This is a genomic window from Hyunsoonleella aquatilis, from assembly GCF_014270105.1.
Lineage (GTDB): Bacteria > Bacteroidota > Bacteroidia > Flavobacteriales > Flavobacteriaceae > Jejuia > Jejuia aquatilis.
The window spans coordinates 683492-703069 of sequence record NZ_JACNMF010000002.1; the positions used below are offsets into that span (position 1 = coordinate 683492).

The 19578-nt window shown below is 37.8% G+C and carries 15 protein-coding genes; 9 read left to right on the plus strand and 6 right to left on the minus strand.

Going from position 1 to position 19578, the window contains the following annotated elements; translation table 11 throughout:
- Positions 1-37 precede the first annotated feature (37 nt).
- From H7U19_RS08440 to H7U19_RS08455, 4 genes are all read left to right on the plus strand, one after another.
- Positions 38-1189 carry a serine hydrolase domain-containing protein gene (locus H7U19_RS08440; RefSeq protein WP_186561287.1) on the plus strand — a complete coding sequence of 384 codons (1152 nt, stop codon included), beginning with the start codon at positions 38-40 and terminating at the stop codon, positions 1187-1189.
- A gap of 185 nt (positions 1190-1374) precedes the next feature.
- Positions 1375-3483 (plus strand): S41 family peptidase, encoded by a 2109-nt coding sequence (locus H7U19_RS08445; RefSeq protein ID WP_246454703.1) that lies wholly within the window; start codon positions 1375-1377, stop codon positions 3481-3483.
- Between the two features lie 2 nt (positions 3484-3485).
- Complete coding sequence (locus H7U19_RS08450) at positions 3486-4199, plus strand: 3'-5' exonuclease (RefSeq protein WP_186561291.1); 714 nt, start codon at positions 3486-3488, stop codon at positions 4197-4199.
- Positions 4200-5879: an ABC transporter ATP-binding protein gene (locus tag H7U19_RS08455; protein WP_186561293.1), complete on the plus strand. Its 1680-nt coding sequence runs from the start codon at positions 4200-4202 to the stop codon at positions 5877-5879.
- 75 nt (positions 5880-5954) lie between these two features.
- Here H7U19_RS08455 and H7U19_RS16980 read toward each other — a convergent pair whose 3' ends face one another.
- Positions 5955-6077, minus strand: coding sequence for a hypothetical protein (locus H7U19_RS16980; RefSeq protein ID WP_281386160.1), 123 nt, complete (start codon positions 6075-6077; stop codon positions 5955-5957).
- Between the two features lie 244 nt (positions 6078-6321).
- Here H7U19_RS16980 and H7U19_RS08460 point away from each other — a divergent pair, with 244 nt between their 5' ends.
- Positions 6322-8286 (plus strand): acetoacetate--CoA ligase, encoded by a 1965-nt coding sequence (locus H7U19_RS08460; RefSeq protein WP_186561295.1) that lies wholly within the window; start codon positions 6322-6324, stop codon positions 8284-8286.
- On the opposite strand, the gene H7U19_RS08465 is transcribed toward H7U19_RS08460, so the two are convergent.
- From H7U19_RS08465 to trhO, 4 genes are all read right to left on the minus strand, one after another.
- Positions 8283-10634: a penicillin-binding protein 1A gene (locus H7U19_RS08465; protein ID WP_186561297.1), complete on the minus strand. Its 2352-nt coding sequence runs from the start codon at positions 10632-10634 to the stop codon at positions 8283-8285. The two genes, H7U19_RS08460 and H7U19_RS08465, sit on opposite strands and share 4 nt — an antisense overlap.
- Before the next feature lie 42 nt (positions 10635-10676).
- On the minus strand, positions 10677-11177 hold the full coding sequence (locus H7U19_RS08470; RefSeq protein WP_186561299.1) for a gliding motility lipoprotein GldH: 501 nt from the start codon (positions 11175-11177) through the stop codon (positions 10677-10679).
- Positions 11155-12399 (minus strand): PSP1 domain-containing protein, encoded by a 1245-nt coding sequence (locus H7U19_RS08475; RefSeq protein WP_186561301.1) that lies wholly within the window; start codon positions 12397-12399, stop codon positions 11155-11157. Before H7U19_RS08475 ends, H7U19_RS08470 begins: the two co-directional genes overlap by 23 nt.
- A gap of 187 nt (positions 12400-12586) precedes the next feature.
- A complete protein-coding gene (gene trhO, locus H7U19_RS08480; RefSeq protein ID WP_186561303.1) occupies positions 12587-13669 on the minus strand; it encodes an oxygen-dependent tRNA uridine(34) hydroxylase TrhO in 1083 nt (360 codons plus the stop codon).
- 612 nt (positions 13670-14281) lie between these two features.
- Between trhO and recA the strand changes: the two genes are divergently transcribed.
- From recA to H7U19_RS08500, 4 genes are all read left to right on the plus strand, one after another.
- On the plus strand, positions 14282-15283 hold the full coding sequence (gene recA / locus H7U19_RS08485) for a recombinase RecA (protein ID WP_186561305.1): 1002 nt from the start codon (positions 14282-14284) through the stop codon (positions 15281-15283).
- A gap of 107 nt (positions 15284-15390) precedes the next feature.
- Positions 15391-15807: a hypothetical protein gene (locus tag H7U19_RS08490; RefSeq protein ID WP_186561307.1), complete on the plus strand. Its 417-nt coding sequence runs from the start codon at positions 15391-15393 to the stop codon at positions 15805-15807.
- Positions 15808-15910: 103 nt separating this feature from the next.
- Complete coding sequence (locus H7U19_RS08495; RefSeq protein ID WP_186561309.1) at positions 15911-16453, plus strand: RNA polymerase sigma factor; 543 nt, start codon at positions 15911-15913, stop codon at positions 16451-16453.
- Positions 16453-18048 (plus strand): hypothetical protein, encoded by a 1596-nt coding sequence (locus H7U19_RS08500; RefSeq protein WP_186561311.1) that lies wholly within the window; start codon positions 16453-16455, stop codon positions 18046-18048. Before H7U19_RS08495 ends, H7U19_RS08500 begins: the two co-directional genes overlap by 1 nt.
- A gap of 323 nt (positions 18049-18371) precedes the next feature.
- On the opposite strand, the gene H7U19_RS08505 is transcribed toward H7U19_RS08500, so the two are convergent.
- The gene (locus H7U19_RS08505; RefSeq protein WP_186561313.1) at positions 18372-19286 is read right to left on the minus strand and encodes a hypothetical protein; all 915 of its coding nucleotides are present in this window, start codon (positions 19284-19286) and stop codon (positions 18372-18374) included.
- Positions 19287-19578 lie beyond the last annotated feature (292 nt).

A 19578-nucleotide genomic window follows, 5' to 3' on the forward strand; every position in this document is an offset into this window, starting at 1 on the left:
CATTAATCCCTATATTTATGTACATTTATTTGTACGCATGAAATTTCTGAAAAAATTCCTTAAATGGGTTATAATTAGTGCTGGAAGTATCATTATCCTACTTTACATTTTTGGATACGGGTACGTTTTGAGAGGCATCAAAATTGTTTATTTCACAGGACATACAACGGCTTTTATTGACGACTACCCCTACTTTGAGAACGATACCATCAAAAAAGGAAAACACGTTGATGCTTGGCCAAAACACAATGACTATAATTCTGTTTCAGAAACTGATAAACTGAATCAGACCCATTCGGAACTTGGAACAATAGCATACCTTATCATCAAAAACGACAGTATTTGGTTTGAAAAATATTATGGTGGATTTGGCAAAAACTCCAAAACAAACTCGTTTTCAATTGCAAAAAGTATTACTTGCGCATTATTGGGAAAGGCAATTAAAGAAGGTTACATCCAAGGTTTGGACCAACCCTTAAGCGATTTCTACCCTCAATTTTCTTATGCCAAAACTACTGTTGGCGATTTGGCTTCCATGGCTTCGGGATTGGAATGGGTAGAGCATTATAAAAACCCGCTTTCCATTACAGCAAGAGCAAACTACAGCAGTAATCTAGAGGACATTATGCTGGATAGAAAAATAACGGGAACTCCTGGGCAAGGTTTTGTATATAAAAGTGGAAACACCCAACTCTTAGGAATGGTGATACAAAAAGCAACAGGGAAAAAACTGGCTAATTATCTTTCTGAAAGTTTTTGGCAACCAATGGGAATGTCCGAAGATGCACTTTGGCAGTTAGACGACAAAGACAATCGAATGGCTAAAGCTTTCACAGCAATTTCTAGCAATGCTAGGGATTTTGCGAGATTCGGAAAACTTTATAAGGATTTTGGGAGATGGAATGGCCAACAACTATTGGATTCCAGTTTTGTTGCCACTTCCATTGCACCTCGATTTCCTGAAGACCCTAGATACGGCTACGGCTTTTGGCTGAAAAAAATAAAAGACAAAAACTTTTTTATGATGCGCGGCCATTTGGGACAATATGTTATTGTTGAACCAAATGATAACATTATTATTGTGAGGCTTGGACACCGAAAAGGGCCTGGGAATCCAATAGCAAATTTCACAAGCGACATCACTGTTTATATTGAAGAAGCTTATAAAATGCTTAGTTCCAAATCATAATATTTTGTTATTTAACAAATATTTGGAGTCGTAAGAAATTTAATTCCTTTTTTTTGATTGAAACTACATCAATCATCATGAAAAAATCATTTCTGTGTTTAACACTATTACTTTCTTGCATATCCTGCGTGCAAAAACAGAAAAGTAAAAAATTTAACTTAGATTTTGAAACTTATAATACTCAAATGCTATTACCGGATAAGTGGTTTGAGTGGGGCAATTATAATTTGCAAGCGGATACTGTGGAAGTTCATTCAGGAAATTATTCTGCAAAGGTTTCATCAAAAAACAAGCATGACTCCTTTGGATGCATTGCTTATCGAATTCCTGCAAACTTCTCGGGCAAAAAAATTAAGCTAGAAGGCTACATGAAGTTAAAAAATGTTGAAAATGGATTTGGCGGGCTATTACTTAGACTTGATAATGGCAATAGTAAAACACTGGAGTTTAGCAACATGAAAAACCAAAATATAAATGGCACCAAAAACTGGAAAAAGTACGTCATAGAATTGCCCTTCCCTAAAGAGGCTAAAAGGATTTATATTGGAGGTATTCTGTTAGGTAAAGGTGAGGCTTGGTTTGATGATTTCGTTTTGACCGTTGATGGTAAAGACATTCAAACTTTTAAAGAAATAGAAGAACCCGTTTTTAAGGCAAAGTTAGATAAGGAGTTTGACCATAACTCAAATGTAAAAATTACCAGTTTAGATGATGTACAAATTGAAAACTTAGAATTACTAGGAAGGGTTTGGGGCTTGCTGAAATATCATCATCCTGAAATTGCTAAGGGAAACTACAACTGGGACTATGAGTTGTTTAGAATACTTCCTAAATATCAAAATATTAAAAACAATCTCGATCGAGACCAATTAATTATATCATGGATAGATAATCTCGGTACTGTTGAACCTTGGGATGAATACAAAGAAACCTCAAAAGATGCTCTTTTAAAACCAGATTTAGATTGGATTGACTCAGAAGACATTTCAGATGCACTTAAGGAAAAATTACAATTCATTATTAAAAACAGACATCAAGGAAACCACTATTATATTGAACCTGATCGTGCGAAAAATCCAAAATTTAAAAATGAAAAACTGTACTACAGCATGTCTTTTAAAGACGACGGTTTTAAGTTATTGGCACTTTACAGATATTGGAACATGATACAATATTATTTTCCTTATAAATACCTAACGGATAATAATTGGAATACTATTTTAAAAGATTACATTCCTAAAGTAATTCAAACGAAAAATAAGTTAGAATATGAACTTGTAATGATAGAATTAATAGGAGAAATTAACGACACTCATGCAACTACCTATACAGGTTTTAACAATGTTCAAAATAAAAGAGGGAAATACTTTGCACCCTTTAAGGTCAGTTTTATTGAAAACAAACTAGTTGTTACAGATTATTATAACCCAGAATATAAAGATAAATCAAAGTTGAAAGTTGGAGATATCATTACTCATGTTAATGGAAAAACTATTCAATCAATTCTAGATAGTGTCTCAAATTATTATCCTGCATCAAACCAAACTTCAAAATTCAGAAATATTTCAAGAGATATTCTAAGGTCCAATAGCCAACAAATAAAAGTAAATTATTTATCGAATAATCAAGAAAAGCATTATAATATACCTCTAATTTTAAAAGACAGTTTAAATCTCAATTGGTACAATTGGAAAGACGAAAAATGTTATAAAGTTTTGGATAATAATATCGGTTACGTTACTCTACAACACATATCCAAAAGTGACATTCCTGAAATAAAATCTAAATTTAAAAACACAAAAGGCATCATCATTGACATAAGAAACTATCCTAGTACATTTGTACCATTCAAATTGGGGAATTTCTTTGTATCCTCTTCAACTCCTTTTGTAAAATTCACTACATTTAGCCTAGATAACCCAGGGGAGTTTTTAGTTATCGATGGCCCAAAAATCCCAAAGGACCGAGAAACCTTTAAAGGTAAATTAGTTGTTTTGGTAAATGAAGATTCTCAGAGTCAATCCGAATATACCGCAATGGCATTTAGAGCAGGAAACAATACAACCATTATGGGTAGTACAACAGCAGGGGCAGACGGAAATGTTTCATCTATTTATTTACCTGGTGGATTAAGAACAAATATTTCGGGAATTGGTATATACTACCCAGACGGAACGGAAACACAACGTGTCGGAATCGTACCCGATATCGTGGTAAAACCTACTATTCAAGGAATTAAAGACGGTAGAGACGAGGTTCTTGAAAAAGCTATAGAGGTTATACTAAATGATTAAAAATGATTTCAAAACTCAATCTTGAAGATATATTATTTCTGGACATCGAAACGGTTCCAGAAACCGAGCATTTTTCTGAGTTAGATGAAGTTAAACAATCCCTTTGGGAAAATAAATCTCAATACCAGCGTAGGGACGAGTACACTCCTGAAGAGTTTTATAACCGCGCAGGCATTTGGGCAGAATTTGGGAAAATTATTTGTATTTCGGTTGGGTTCTTTAATTTTCAAGGGCAACGGCGCATGTTTCGGGTGACCTCCTATTACGGTGATGAGGTCACTATTTTAAAAGAATTCAAAAACCTTATCATCACCCATTTTAGTCAAACCAAACATTTATTATGTGCGCATAACGGCAAGGAATTTGACTTTCCGTACATTGCCCGAAGGATGATTATCCATAATATCGAGTTACCCTATAAATTGAACCTTTTCGGAAAAAAGCCATGGGAAGTCCCGCATTTGGACACTTTGGAGCTTTGGAAATTCGGTGATTACAAAACCTACACTTCCCTGAAACTATTAACAAACGTTTTGGGCGTACCATCGCCAAAAGATGATATTGACGGCAGTGAAGTCTATCGGGTGTATTACGAAGAAGGTGATATCGACAGAATAATTGATTATTGCGAAAAAGATACCATTGCCGTGGCGCAAATCTTTTTGAGATTGCGAGGCGATGATTTATTGGATAATGACGAAATTATTAGGATTTAAATGAAGCTAAAGCCCTTATTGGATATAAAAAACCTCTCGATATCCTTTGGTGAAAATGAGGTGATTCACAGTATTTCCTATCATTTGAATGAAAATGAAATCCTGGGTATTGTAGGCGAATCAGGTTCGGGAAAGTCGGTGTCGTCGTTGGCCATTTTGGGACTTTTGCCAAAGCGCATTTCGAAGATCGCCTCAGGGCACATTACTTTTGATGGCAAGGATTTGACCGAGCTATCAAACAAAGCATTCCAGAAGATTCGAGGCAAGAAAATCTCGATGATTTTCCAAGAGCCCATGAGTTCCTTAAACCCATCGATGACCTGCGGAAAACAGGTTCAGGAAATTTTGTTGCAACATACCGATATCTCAAAATCAGAAGCTAAGAAGGAAACTTTATCCCTATTCGAAAAGGTAAAACTCCCTAATATTGAGCGTGTGTTTAAATCCTATCCTCACGAAATTTCAGGTGGACAAAAACAGCGTGTGATGATTGCCATGGCCATCGCCTGCAAACCCGATATTTTAATTGCCGATGAGCCCACCACGGCTTTGGACGTTACCGTTCAAAAGGATATCATCCATCTGCTAAAGGAATTACAGATGGAGACTCAAATGAGCATCATTTTCATCACCCATGATTTGGCTCTAATTTCCGAAATAGCCAATAGGGTTTTGGTGATGTATAAAGGCAATATTGTGGAACAAGGGTCAATACAGGATATTTTCAGCAATCCTCAAAACGAGTACACCAAAGCGCTCATAAATTCTCGCCCATCTTTGGACGAACGCTTAAAGGTATTGCCCACCATTCAGGATTTTTTGGATAACACTTCAAAATCCGAAGTTATCACTTCCGAAGAACGCCAAAAAACACATAATAAACTATACAGCCAACCACCATTATTAGAGGTCATTGATGTTGAAAAGGAATATCTCTCAAAATCGGGATGGTTTTCAAAACCTGAATCTTTTAAAGCGGTTAATGGTGTAAGCTTCAAATTGTACGAAGGCGAAACTTTAGGGCTGGTAGGGGAATCTGGTTGTGGTAAATCCACTTTGGGTAATGCCATTTTACAATTGGACAAAGCGACAGCAGGAGCTATTATGTATAAAGGTGTTGACATTACCAAACTTTCAACTGCCCATGTGCGCAAATTGCGAAAGGACATTCAAATTATTTTTCAGGATCCGTTTGCTTCTTTAAATCCTAGGATTCCTGTGGGCAAGGCCATTATGGAACCCATGCAGGTACATCAACATTATAACTCGGATGACGAACGCAAAGCCAAAGTCTTGGAAATTTTGGAACGGGTCGGACTTTCCGAAGATTATTTTAACCGCTACCCACATGAATTTTCAGGGGGTCAGCGCCAGCGAATTGGTATTGCGCGAACCATTGCTTTACAACCAAAATTAATCGTTTGCGATGAATCGGTTTCGGCTTTGGATATCTCAGTGCAAGCGCAAGTATTGAATCTTTTAAATGAATTGAAAGCAGATTTTGGCTTCACCTATATTTTTATTTCGCATGATTTGGCGGTTGTAAAATACATGGCTGACCAGCTTTTAGTGATGAACCAAGGCAAAATTGAGGAACTGGACGATGCGGATATTATTTATGCTAACCCAAAAAAGGAGTATACCAAAAAGTTGATAGATGCGATACCGAAGGGAATTTAACTTGAATTATGTCCAAAAAAAATCCCGAAAAATTCGGGATTATCTCAAAAACTATTCATCTTACAAAATCAAATTTTATAACATAAACACTTTTTTGGTGAGATAAAGCAAGCCTTTCATAAACTTCAGGTTTTCCTGCAAGGTTTCTTTAAACTTGCTCTCTCGTTTCGTAGGTTGTTCAGGTAGATTTGTTGCCATATCTAAAAATTTTTAAGATTATGATAGATTTGGGGGAAATCTATTTTCAATTCGGTTGATTTGGGATTGCTAATATCTACTTTTTTTTCAAAATATCCGTTTAAAAACATAATAAATCGATGAAGTGTAAAATTTTTTAACATTTTACCTCAATCACGTCACTTTTGTAAAAAAGAAAATGATATAGTTTGTCATTTTGGCTTCCTATATAATCTTTATCTTTGAGAAAGAAAGCTATCCTTATATGAACGCAAAAAAACTTTGGGAAGGTTCCCAGCAGTTTAAACAAAACAGCCATTTAAGTCATTATTGCAATTGGCTGAAAAAAAACTACGAGCTGACTTTCGAGGACTATCACAGCCTTTGGCAATGGTCCGTGGCCAATATCGAAGATTTTTGGGAAAGCCTTTGGCATTATTTCGATATTAAATATCATTCACCTTATTCCAACGTACTACCCTCCAACGACATGCCCGGCTGCAAATGGTTTGAAGGAGCTACTTTAAATTATGCGGAACATATTTTTAGGCATTCCCATCCTGAAAAAACAGCCATTTATTTTAGCAATGAAGCTGGACGACGTGAGGAAATTACTTGGGCGACATTGGAAACCAAAGTGGCTTCTATGATATCCTATTTAAAATCCCTTGGGGTTAAAAAAGATGACCGTGTAGTGGCATTTATTCCAAATGTTCCAGAAGCTACTATCGTTTTTTTGGCGGTTAATGCTCTTGGGGCCATTTGGTCTTGTACCTCTCCTGATTTTGGAACTGAAAGCGTGGTCAATCGTTTTGAACAGATTCAGCCCAAAGTTCTAATTGCCGTTGATGGGTATTTTTACAATGGAAAACCCTATGATAAAACCAATACTGTTAAAGATATTGCTTCGGCGCTCCCTACTTTGGAAAAGGTGATTATTCTACCCTACCTCAACGCAAGTGCTTTGGAAAATTTTTCGGATGAATTCGTGGATATCCATTCTATTTTTGAAATAGATGGAGGTACATTAGAATTCGTACCGGTAGATTTCAATCATCCCATTTGGGTATTATACTCTTCAGGAACTACCGGATTGCCAAAAGCCATTGTGCAATCGCATGGTGGGATTTTATTGGAGCATTTGAAATACATGGCCTTTCATAATGATGTGAAAGAAGACGAGCGATATTTCTGGTTCACCACCACGGGGTGGATGATGTGGAACTTTTTGCAATCGCCTCTACTTATGGGTGCTTCTATTGTACTTTACGATGGCTCGCCAACATATCCAAACTTTGACTCCCTTTGGAGATTTTCCGACCAAATTGGCATTCACCATTTTGGAACGAGCGCACCGTTTTTGGTAGCCAATATGAAAAAGCAAATGGACATCAAATCCAATCATGATTTATCCTCCATCCGCTCAATAAGCTCGACTGGCGCACCTTTGCCTGCCGAAGCCTTTCAGTATGTTTACGATTTTATAAAGAAAGATGTGTGGCTATGCTCGATGGCCGGTGGTACTGATGTATGTACTGCTTTTGTGGGTGGCACGCCCTTTAACGGGGTTTATAAAGGTGAGATTCAATGTCGCGCTTTAGGCGTTTCTCTGTATGCTTTGGATCATAAAGGTGAGCCCATTGAGGATGGTTTAGGCGAAATGGTGATTGATAAACCCATGCCCTCAATGCCGATTTACTTTTGGAACGACACGGACGATGCCAGGTATAAATCAAGTTATTTTGAAGATTATCCTGGCAAATGGCGTCATGGTGATTTTATAAAAATCAATTCGAAAACGAAAGGCTTGGTGATTTATGGTCGTTCTGATGCTACATTAAACCGACATGGGATTAGAATTGGCACTAGTGAAATTTACAGTGCCGTCAATAAAATAGAAGGTATTGCCGATTCCTTAATTATCAATTTAGAATTGGAAGAAGGCAAACATTATATGCCCTTGTTTGTAAAACTAAAACCGGGCATTGAATTAAACGACGATATCAAATCCAACATCAATCAGCAACTAAAAACGGATTATTCCCCTAGGCACGTACCCGATGAAATTATTGAGGTAGCTGATATCCCATATACCTTAAGTGGCAAAAAAATGGAAGCCCCGATTAAAAAAATTCTTCTGAAAATGCCTTTGGAAACCTCCATCAATATGGATGCCATGCGGAACCCGGAGTCGATTCAATTTTTTATTGAATTTGCAGAAGGTATTTAAAACGCCAAGTCGTCTGGAAGTTCGTCTTCCTGGGCATCATCGTCATCAATTACTGTTTTACCAGTAGCCTTGGAACAATCCACTATGATCGATAAATCTTTGGGTTCTTCAAATTCTTCTTTGGATACATTTAAGGTCTCATCGGCATAACAACTTTTCATATAGAGCGCCCAAATAGGTAATGCCATTACACCACCTTGTCCATACGTAATGCTTCTAAAATGTACTGCTCTATCATCACCGCCTACCCAAACGCCAGTAACCAAATTAGGGACCATTCCCATAAACCAACCATCACTTTGGTTTTGTGTGGTACCCGTTTTTCCAGCAATGGGATTAGTGAATTCATAAGGATAACCCGTTACCACTTTTTTGTATTCAGCTTTGTTCTTTTTATAGCTATGGCGCAAACTACCTCCAGAGCCATATTGAGTTACCCCCTCCATCAATTTAGTTGCCACATAAGCAGTTTCCTCACTCAATACATCCCGGGTTTCAGGAGTAAACTGGTACAATAATGTTCCATTTTTGTCCTCAATACTTGTTACCATGACAGGCTTGGTGTATACGCCTTTGTTAGCAAAAGTTGCATAGGCTCCAACCATTTCATAGACGCTTAAATCGGGAGTTCCCAATGCAATAGCAGGCGTAGGCAACATATCCGATTCAATGCCCAAATTCTTAGCTAAATCCACAACAGTTTGCGGGCCTACTTTGTCAATTAAACGCGCTGTTACCGTATTTATAGAGTTTGCCAAGGCATTTTTTAATGTTCGATTACCTCCGTAATTGTTGGTCGCATTTTTCGGACACCATTCTTCTGGATTTCCGAATTTATTTGCCTCAATACAGAAAGGCGTGTCGGGGAATTCATCACAAGGCGAAAAGTGCAACTGGTCAATAGCAGTGGTGTATACAAAGGGTTTAAAGGTGGAGCCTATTTGACGTTTACCCTGCTTCACCATATCATATTGAAAATGCCTATAGTCCATACCACCTACCCAGGCTTTTACATGTCCAGTATGCGGATCCATGGACATCATTCCTGTTCGTAAGAATGACTTGTAATAGCGCATAGAATCCATGGGTTTCATGATAGTATCAATTTCGGAAGGTTTACCATCTTTCCAAACAAAAACCGACATCGGAACAGGTTTATCAAAGGAGGCGATAATTTCCTTATTAGATTTTTTCAGGTCATATTTCATATGTCTCCAACGTTCCGATTGGCGCATGGAATTCTCCATTAGGGTATCAATCGCACCTCGCGTCAATTCCAGAAATGGCGCTGTAGGATTTCGCTTTGGCGTATTCTGATTAAAAAACTCAGCTTGAAGTCTTGGCATATGTTGTTGTACGGCGTCCTCAGCATATTGTTGCATTCGGGAATCGATGGTGGTATAAATCGTTAAACCGTCATTATATAAACTCCATTTGCTACCATCAGGTTTTGGATTCTTTTTAATCCAGTCTTTCATAAAGCCAGACAAATAGCCTCTAAAGTAAGTAGCGATGCCATCACGGTGGGATTGTGGCGTGTATTTAATATCCAGCTCCGTGGCTTGCAATGAATCCTTGAGCTTATCATCGATGTATTCGTATTTATACATTTGAGCCAATACAACATTCCGTCGATTTTTCACCCCAACAGGATTACGGCGTGGGTTGTATAAGGAAGAATTCTTAAACATCCCTACCAACATAGCGCATTCCTTTAAATCCAGTTCTTTTGGTTCTTTGTCAAAATAAATCGCGGCTGCACTTCTTATGCCATCTGCGTTGTTTCCGAAATCATAGATATTAAAATATTGGGCAATGATTTCTTCTTTGGTATACTGGCGTTCCAGTCGCGTAGCGATAATCCATTCCCTAAGTTTTTGAGATAACTTCTCAACAATGTTGGCCTTCTCCCTTCTATGGAATAATTGCTTTGCCAATTGCTGTGAAATGGTACTAGCACCACCTTTTTTACCCATAAAAACTGCAGCTCTTAAAGTTCCTCTGGCATCAATACCTGCATGTTCATGAAACCTGGCATCCTCTGTAGCTATCAAGGCATCCACCAAATTCTGGGGCAACTCTTCATAACCAACCGGGGTACGGTTATCGTTAAAATAGAATTTCCCTAAGGTTTTACCATCTGAAGATATAATTTCTGTGGCCAAGTTAGTTTTTGGGTTTTCTAAAACGGTATGGTCGGGCATTTCACCAAAGGCTCCCCACGAGGCCAATAAAAATAATAGTATCACCAGAAGAACACCTCCCAGAAATACTATCCAAAACCATCGAATGTATTTTGAAAAACCCGATGGGGTAGCGGATTCCTTTTTTAATTTAGTTTTTGCCATATTGAAAGTGCCTAAAGTATTTAAAGTTATAAGTACTTAAAGTTAGCGATTCCGGGTTGGTTTTTCTATCCGAAAACCAACATCCGTTATGCCTTCAAGGTTTACAATTCCGTTGACCCTACCGTGCTCTCGCATGGCGTGCTGGATGTTTACGCTGTATTCGCCTGCTTCATTAAACACCACATTTTCCTTGTACCACAATTTGTTTTCTTTTGTATCGGTAGTTCCTGTTCCCAAAAATTTTCCTGACGGTTCTGCCATACGATACTCTAGGGTATCCTTGATGGTTTTTCCATGGGGAAAGGTCATCTCAACGATTAAAAACAGATTGTTGTACTTATAAGCATTGGTATTTCTAAGGTTAACGAATAAGTTGTATGGGTTTATTGTATCTGGTGGGTTAATTTTAAAATTTACTATCGAATCCTTGTGCCATCCGTTGGGTACAGAGTTATAGGCATCAAACACACGGTTTTCATCGCAGGAGACGACACAGAACACCAATAAAAATACCAAGAGACTATTTTTGGCTATTCTTAGCATTTTGAGGTTTTCTTTTATTATTGCGTCTTCTTTTGTTGTTCTGCTTCTGTTGGTTTTGATTCTGATTTCCAGAAGCATTTTTATTCCCTTGCTTGCCCTTCCTCCTATTATTTCTACGTTTGTTGCGGCGTTTTGGACTATCAAAGCGCGTTAAACTATCTTGTCCCACAACGTTTTCAAAGGTAGCTTTAGTATCTTCGTCCAAATCTAAAGCATATTCCTCAAGACTTGTTACCGGTTTGTTTTGCTTATTCAAATCGATAATTTCATTGGCCTGCTCAGCAGTAATTTTGTGCCAATTCATCCATTCGCCTTCATAGGCATACCACATATGTCCTTTGAAAATATCAGTTTTTTGGCATACCGCGGTACCTTTTTCCGTTTGAAGTTTGATTTCGGTTTTTGGAAAATCCTTTAGGGCATCCAAATAAGTATCCAGTTCATAATTTAAACAGCACTTCAGCTTACCGCATTGTCCCGCCAATTTTTGTGGATTTAAGGACAATTGTTGATAACGCGCAGCGGAAGTACTTACCGAACGGAAATCTGTCAACCAGGTAGAACAGCACAGTTCCCGCCCACAGGAACCAATGCCTCCCAAACGCGAAGCTTCTTGACGAAAGCCCACTTGACGCATTTCGATACGGGTTCTAAATTCGCGTGCAAAAACTTTGATGAGTTCCCTAAAATCAACACGTTCTTCAGCAGTATAATAAAATGTAGCTTTACTCGCATCCCCTTGGAATTCGATATCGGAAATTTTCATTTGCAACCGCAAATCGATAGCAAACTGGCGCGCTTTCACCTTCATAGGTTCTTCCCTATCGCGAGCCTTTTGCCAAATATCGATATCCTTTTGCGTGGCCTTTCGATAAATTTTCAAAATATCTTCGCCTTCAGGTGCAATATTTTTGCGTTTCATCTGCACACGCACCAATTCCCCCGTAAGGGTAACCATGCCTATATCATGTCCGGCCTTGGTTTGTGTTGCCACAATATCGCCAATGCTTAAAGTAAGATTCTCAGTATTTTTGTAGTAGTTTTTCCGTCCGTTTTTATAACGCACCTCAACCCAGTCAAAAGGGGTTTCGCCATTAGGAAGGGACATGTTGGCCAACCAATCGAATACGGTGAGTTTATTACAACTGTCCGTTCCACAAGTACCATTATTTTTGCAACCTTTCGGAGTGCCGTCTTTCGTCGAGCAACTAGCGCAAGCCATATTTTATATATTGAATTCGCCAATAATCTAAAATTATTGCGAATGGAAGTTCATACCTGATTTTGTTTACCGCCATCCCTGTGAACGACAGTTTAAAGGATTTTTGAATACAAGTTTCAAAAAATTCTTTTAATGTGTAAATATATGATTATTCCGAAGACTTAAAAAATATGGATGCCAAGCGATTTTAACTTTTAGGAACTTCCTTTTTCTTCAAAACCTCAAAAATATTCCTTAAGTCTTTTTTGTATGGCAAATGATCGGCTCTCCCTTTTTTAAAGATATCGTTGCTATTGCCTTGGCCTTTTCGTAGTGCTTTTTGCTCTTCATAAGGTAAGGCATTGATTTCCTTGCAGGCCTCCGAACAACAATTATCCATTTCTTCCTTACATTTATCGCACTGGATAAACAGCAGGTGGCAGGCATCATTGGCGCAATTGGTGTGTATATCGAATGGCTCACCGCATTGGTGGCACTGCGCTATCACGTCATCACTTATTTTTTCGGCTCGGCGTTCATCAAAAACGAAATTTTTTCCAATGAATTTATTTTCGAGGTTTTGTTCTTTTATCTGGCGGGTATACTCTATAATCCCCCCTTCCAACTGGAATACATTTTTAAAACCTTTGTGCTTAAAGTAGGCACTGGCCTTTTCGCATCGAATACCTCCAGTGCAGTACATTACCAGGTTTTTATCGGTTTTATGTTCTTTTAAATCATCCTCAATAATATCCAAGGATTCCCGAAAGGTATCCACATCCGGCGTAACGGCATTTTTAAAATGGCCTATTTCGCTCTCGTAATGGTTGCGCATATCCACGAGGACGGTGTTTTCGTCCTCAATCAATTTGTTGAACCTATCCGCATCCACATGGATCCCTTTGTCAGTAACATCAAAGGTGTTATCATTTAAACCATCCGCAACAATTTTATGGCGCACCTTCACCTTCAATTTTAAAAAAGACATATTATCCTGCTCCACGGCAATATTCAGACGGATATCCTTCAAAAAATCAATGGTATCCAAATGTGCTTTAAACGCGTCAAAACGATCTGCCGGAAGCGACAGTTGCCCATTGATGCCCTCAGAGGCTACGTATATTCGGCCAAGAACATCCAGTTTGTTCCAAGCGATAAATAATTGATCCCTAAATTCCTGCGGATTTGAAATGTGCGCGTATTGATAGAACGATAACGTCAATCGGTCCTTTCCGGCCTTTTCGATTAGCGCTGCTCTTTCTTTCGCACTTAAAGTATTGTACAGTTGCATGCTATACCAAGTTTAAGTTAAAGAAAATATTTTGATGCGCAAATTTACAATTTATAAGTAATTAAAACCCCTATTTATCAATAATTTGGGCGCTACCACAAGGGTCGGGCTTTTCGTTACAAGTCCTCGCGCCCTTTAAGGGGCGCTGTGGGCTTTCCTCTGCAATCCCTAGCGCACTTATCCGCCAAAGTCCGTTCAAAAAACTAGCATTAAACCATCCGTAAAATATAAGGCATAAAAAAAGCACTTTTATTGGGATTAAAGTGCTTTTCTTGACTAACTGAATTTCAAAATTCCTGCCTTTCAACAGAAGAATTAAAAAAGTTAACCGCAAAGGGCTTCACAATTCTCATAGCAATTATAATAATTGAAACACCAAATGCCTATGTATGTTGATGTGGGATTCAGGTTTTTTCTTTTTCACAGCAAAAATTTTACCCACTTTATAAGTAGATGCTGAAAATTTAAAAAGGTTGCGTCTGGCATTAAAATATCGTGCCAAGCCTCAAAAAATTGAGCTGATTTGTGCCTAGAATCCCTGTTGAAAACTATTATTGTGGCATCTCAAAAGATATAGTATTTTAGCGTGAATAATTTTACAGAAAACGAGAGATGAGTAACGAAAAAGAAGCAAAATTAAAAGCATTAAAACTAACTTTAGATAAACTAGACAAGGCCTACGGGAAAGGCACCGTGATGAAAATGAGCGATGCCGCGGTTGAGGATGTCGATGCCATTTCATCGGGATCCCTGGGGCTTGATATTGCATTGGGTGTTGGCGGTTATCCGCGCGGCCGTGTGATAGAAATTTATGGCCCGGAATCTTCAGGTAAAACTACTTTAACGTTGCATGCCATTGCCGAGGCTCAGAAAGCCGGAGGTATTGCTGCATTTATTGATGCAGAGCACGCATTTGACAGATTTTATGCCGAAAAACTGGGTGTGGATATTGACAACCTCATCATTTCGCAACCTGACAATGGGGAGCAAGCCCTTGAAATTGCAGATAATTTAATCCGCTCCGGCGCTATAGATATTGTAGTAGTGGATTCTGTAGCGGCTCTTACACCAAAAAGTGAAATTGAAGGCGAAATGGGCGACTCCAAAATGGGACTGCATGCCCGTTTGATGTCACAGGCCTTAAGAAAATTGACAGCCTCCATCAGTAAGACGAACTGTACTGTAATTTTCATCAACCAATTGCGTGAAAAAATCGGAGTAATGTTTGGCAATCCAGAAACTACTACCGGTGGTAACGCCCTCAAGTTCTATGCTTCCGTACGATTGGATATCAGACGTTCCACTCAAATTAAAGATAGCAGTGGTGGGGTACTAGGTAACAAAACCCGTGTAAAAGTGGTTAAAAACAAAGTTGCACCGCCATTCAAAATGTGCGAATTCGACATTATGTACGGTGAAGGCGTTTCAAAAGTGGGCGAAGTATTGGATATTGCCGTGGAGCATGATATCATCAAAAAAAGTGGCTCATGGTTTAGCTATGCAGACACCAAACTCGGTCAAGGTCGAGACGCCGTAAAGTCAATTATAAAGGACAACCCAGAACTTCTGGAGGAACTGGAAGAAAAAATAATGCAATCCTTAAAAACCGAATAACCTAAAAAATCCCGAATCTATCGGGATTTTTTTTGCTTAAACACGCAACCATTGGGGGAAAAACGCATCTACTAAAGAAAAGAGAAAGTAAACCCAAATTGTGCATTATGAAAAAGTTTTTAATACTTGGCTTTTTGCTAGTGTTTTTAAGTAGTTGTGATTTAGCAGATGATGATGGAAATTTGAACTTCAACTTTGAAGTATTACCTATCGAAAGCGTTGACATCCCTGATAGTTTTGAGTTAGGTGCTATTTACCCAATTACAGTGAGTTATTTAAGACCTTCAACTTGTCATCAGTTTAGGGATTTTTATTATTTGAAAGAGAACAATGAACGCACCGTAGCCGTAATCAATTATTGTTTTGAAAGGAATGATTGTGAGGAATTAACTGATGAAGTGGTAGAAGCCTCGTTTAATTTTAAAGTTACCAGTAATGGTTCGTATATATTCAAGTTTTGGCAGGGCGAAGACGAAAATGAAGTAGACCAATACTTAATCGTTGAAGTACCCGTTGAAGATTAATGCCTAATGGATTTTAAAATGATACTTTAAAATTTGATGTTTTGGTATTAATTTTAGGGTTCATTAGTTAAAAGGTTTAAGTGTTAATTAATCCCTGTATCACTTGAGTTTAAACCAACTCATAGAAAATTGTAAAATCAATGATACTAAAGCACAAGGAGAATTGTACAAACGCTTTTCAAGCAAACTGTTTTCTACCTGCTTAAAGTATTCGCGCAACTATGTAGAGGCCGAAGACAATTTGCAGGATGCTTTTTTAACCATTTTTGATAAAATTGAACAGTATAAACACAAGGGCTCTTTTGAAGGATGGCTGAAACGTATCACAGTAAATACAGTGTTACAACGGTACAGAAACGAAAAAGTCTTTGACATCGTAAATGAAAACATAGCTGAAGATGTTGAAATAGATATTGATGAGGAACAGGTTTCTTTAGATTATTTATTACAAATCATTCAGGATTTACCCGACCGTTACAGGCTGGTGTTCAACCTTTATGTACTGGATGGGTATTCACATAAAGATATAGCAGAAATGCTAAAGATTACTATAGGCACTTCAAAATCAAATTTAGCCAGAGCAAGACAGATTTTGAAGCAAACCATAGAAGACCAAAACGCAAAGCAAAACCTACAGTCCTTATAATGGGAGACAAGAAACATATTGACAGATTGTTCCAGGAACGCTTCAAGGATTTTGAAGTTACGCCCGATAATGCGGTCTGGAGCAACATAGAAGCAAAGCTGAAGGCTAAGAAGAAAAAGCGTAGGGTAATCCCTATTTGGTGGCGCTATGCTGGTGTGGCCGCTCTTTTATTGTTATTTCTAACTATAGGAGGTATCGCTTATTTTAATGATAACGAAACGGCCAAAACGCCTCAAATTGTGGGTACCGAACAAACGGATACTAATTCTGATAGCACCACTGGGGATATTAAAACACCTCAAAATAAAATTGCGGAAGACAATCTGGGCAATTCGGTGATTTCCGATGTCGATGAGCATCAAAATGCAGTTGATGAGACTAAAAGTGACAGCGGCATAAAAAATTCAGAAGAAATCTTGAAATTGAACCAGTCATCGCCTGCTTTAGCTAGTTCAAATAAAGAGCAGAAAAAAGTTCCAACGAAAAGTGAGTCGATTTCAAAGGAAAATCCCATTATCGATGAAACTTTAGCTCAAAAGAACAACAATGAAACTTTGGCCGAAAACAATGAAAATAGTACGGCTAAAACCGAGACAAGTATTCAAAATAAAATATCGCCTAAAACTAATACTGTTGATAATGGCGCCCAACAGATAGCTGAAAATACTATTAAAAATAAGCCTGACGAACAAAATCTTGAAAAGGAAGCGCCCATCTTAAATAAAGAATTGGTTGGTGAAGAAACTCAGGCCATAGCTGAAAACACTACCCAAAAGGAAACCAAAACCATTGAAGAGGCTATTGAAGAAAACCAATCCCTGCTTGAGGATGAGGAAATTAAAAAACTAAATAAATGGAGCGTTGCCCCTAATGTAGCGCCCGTTTACTTCAGCAGTTTAGGAAAAGGATCGTCTATTGATCCGCAATTTAATAATAACTCTAAAAGTGGTGAGGTAAATATGAGTTATGGTATTAATGCCAGCTATGCCCTCAGTGACAAGGTTACCATACGTTCTGGTGTGAATCGCGTTAATTTGGGGTACAATACCAATGACGTTTTGGTCTTTAGGTCTTTAAATGCCAGTGCTTCCACGAGAACCAGCAATATTGAAACCGTAAATAGCACGTCCTTTGGTGATGTGAATGACACTCCTGCTGTGGATGCCGACAATTTTACCATTGTAAGTGCAGACAATTTCAACGCCAGTAATAGCCCAGCCCTGTTAGATACGGCAAATACCACAATTAATCAGTCCTTGGGTTATATTGAAATTCCTTTGGAAATTCAGTATGCACTAACTAGTAAGCGATTTGGCTTGAATGTTATCGGCGGATTCAGTTCCCTCTTTTTGAACAACAACGACCTGTTTTCTGAAATTGAAGGGCAAAGTACGCGTTTGGGTGAAGCAAATAATATCAATAAAACCAGTTATAGTGCCAATTTTGGATTGGGCTTGAATTATAAAGTTTCTAAAAGGATTAATTTGAATTTAGAGCCGATGTTCAAATATCAAATTAATACGTTTAAAAATACATCCGGCGACTTTCAGCCCTTTTTTATTGGGGTGTACACAGGCTTCGGAATTAAATTTTAGGTTTTTGGTTAGATCTGGATATTGGTTTTCAATTAAGCTCGAAAATCGATATCTGAAAAAACTGCCCTTCCCCAGGGCAGTTTTTTATTTTTCTTTTAATGTTTTTTTGTTGAAAATGCCATTAATGATCCATAGTGCTATCAAAAAAGATACAATAATGCACAAATACATCATTGGATTGCTAATGTTAGCTCTTACAGTATCTAAAGAGCAAGGCTTATCACTAAAAAAATAGGCAATAAACATAATTACCGTAGATAAAGTAATTAGAAATATCTTGAAATAATAATAATATTTAAGGACAAATTTTCTTAGCTTCATTTTTAGTCGTTTAGCAGTAATTCAATTGCCTGTTCTTCTGGTAATTCAAATATTGATGCGTCAAATGTCAGAGTGTCTTTATCCAAATCCTCAAAGACTATAAATTCAAGCTCGACGGATTTTACAGCTGTAAGACAATCGGCGGCGGCCCAAATAGCACCCCCAACTGCTCCTCGTATCGCGCCTGAGGCTCCACCAAAAACTGCTCCACCAACTGCTCCGGTTGCAGTACCCAATCCTGGAAAAGCCACAGTGCCTCCAGCTGCACCAACAATTCCTCCTCCTATAGCACCCGTTACGGCCCCAAATACCATACCTCGGCCTATTTTCTTCCCGGCAGTTCTTTTCATGCAGTCCCAAAAACCACCACCTTTACCAGTTATACTGGTGTTTTGTATTTCACTATCCAAGTATGCTTGCTCCAAAGCTTCGATAGCATATTTCGAGGCATTTAATATAATTTGAAATTCTAGTTTTTCGTCTTCGGACATTAAAAAACTAGTATCTAATTTATGTTGATATTCACTTACAATAGCAGGTATTTCGTAATCATAGGCATTAACCATATCATTATAATATTGTAGCAACATACTATTCGTTGCTTCACCAAGTTGAGCGGGCAACTCTATAAAAACTTGTTGTGCATCCATTCCCCCTGTAGTTTTACTGGAAAAACTCTTCAAAGTATTAGTATTACTTTGTTTTACTTTAAAAGATTCATTGAAAGTACTTTTGATAGTCTGTTTAGTAAGAAACAAATCATTAATGGAATTCGAATAATTTTTAAGTTGAGTATCTATCTCTGCATAATCAAACGAATTCTTGGTGTCTTCATTTAACTCGGACTCATTTTTGGCGCAAGATGCAACTAAAACAATGATTGTTGAAAGACATAGGAACAATTTCAATTTTTTCATAATTTTTAGAATTTCATCCTTGAAAACCAAGGATGGTTAATAAACAATCTACTTTTGAAGTCCAAAAATTAAGAAGTCGATTCTAAGAAGTTTTTATACTAAATAATTTACTCAAGAAAAAAACTAGCGCTAGCTGTGTTGCAACAATTTTGTCCAATACTTCTTCTTAGGGGACTTCTTAGATAACCTAAAATTCATATTGAACACACCAAAACTAAAAAAAAAAAAAAATCAATTTTACAAACTTTTCCTGCATATTTATTAAGAAAATTACCTTTATGGTTTTGCCGTA

What these genes read in the sequence shown, in the direction of transcription:
- H7U19_RS08440 (WP_186561287.1), top strand. Translation starts at nt 38, where the DNA reads ATGAAATTTCTGAAAAAATTCCTTAAATGGGTTATAATTAGTGCTGGA.
- H7U19_RS08445 (WP_246454703.1), top strand. Translation starts at nt 1,375, where the DNA reads ATGCTATTACCGGATAAGTGGTTTGAGTGGGGCAATTATAATTTGCAA.
- H7U19_RS08450 (WP_186561291.1), top strand. Translation starts at nt 3,486, where the DNA reads ATGATTTCAAAACTCAATCTTGAAGATATATTATTTCTGGACATCGAA.
- H7U19_RS08455 (WP_186561293.1), top strand. Translation starts at nt 4,200, where the DNA reads ATGAAGCTAAAGCCCTTATTGGATATAAAAAACCTCTCGATATCCTTT.
- H7U19_RS16980 (WP_281386160.1), bottom strand. Translation starts at nt 6,077, where the DNA reads ATGGCAACAAATCTACCTGAACAACCTACGAAACGAGAGAGCAAGTTT.
- H7U19_RS08460 (WP_186561295.1), top strand. Translation starts at nt 6,322, where the DNA reads ATGAACGCAAAAAAACTTTGGGAAGGTTCCCAGCAGTTTAAACAAAAC.
- H7U19_RS08465 (WP_186561297.1), bottom strand. Translation starts at nt 10,634, where the DNA reads ATGGCAAAAACTAAATTAAAAAAGGAATCCGCTACCCCATCGGGTTTT.
- H7U19_RS08470 (WP_186561299.1), bottom strand. Translation starts at nt 11,177, where the DNA reads ATGCTAAGAATAGCCAAAAATAGTCTCTTGGTATTTTTATTGGTGTTC.
- H7U19_RS08475 (WP_186561301.1), bottom strand. Translation starts at nt 12,399, where the DNA reads ATGGCTTGCGCTAGTTGCTCGACGAAAGACGGCACTCCGAAAGGTTGC.
- trhO (WP_186561303.1), bottom strand. Translation starts at nt 13,669, where the DNA reads ATGCAACTGTACAATACTTTAAGTGCGAAAGAAAGAGCAGCGCTAATC.
- recA (WP_186561305.1), top strand. Translation starts at nt 14,282, where the DNA reads ATGAGTAACGAAAAAGAAGCAAAATTAAAAGCATTAAAACTAACTTTA.
- H7U19_RS08490 (WP_186561307.1), top strand. Translation starts at nt 15,391, where the DNA reads ATGAAAAAGTTTTTAATACTTGGCTTTTTGCTAGTGTTTTTAAGTAGT.
- H7U19_RS08500 (WP_186561311.1), top strand. Translation starts at nt 16,453, where the DNA reads ATGGGAGACAAGAAACATATTGACAGATTGTTCCAGGAACGCTTCAAG.
- H7U19_RS08505 (WP_186561313.1), bottom strand. Translation starts at nt 19,286, where the DNA reads ATGAAAAAATTGAAATTGTTCCTATGTCTTTCAACAATCATTGTTTTA.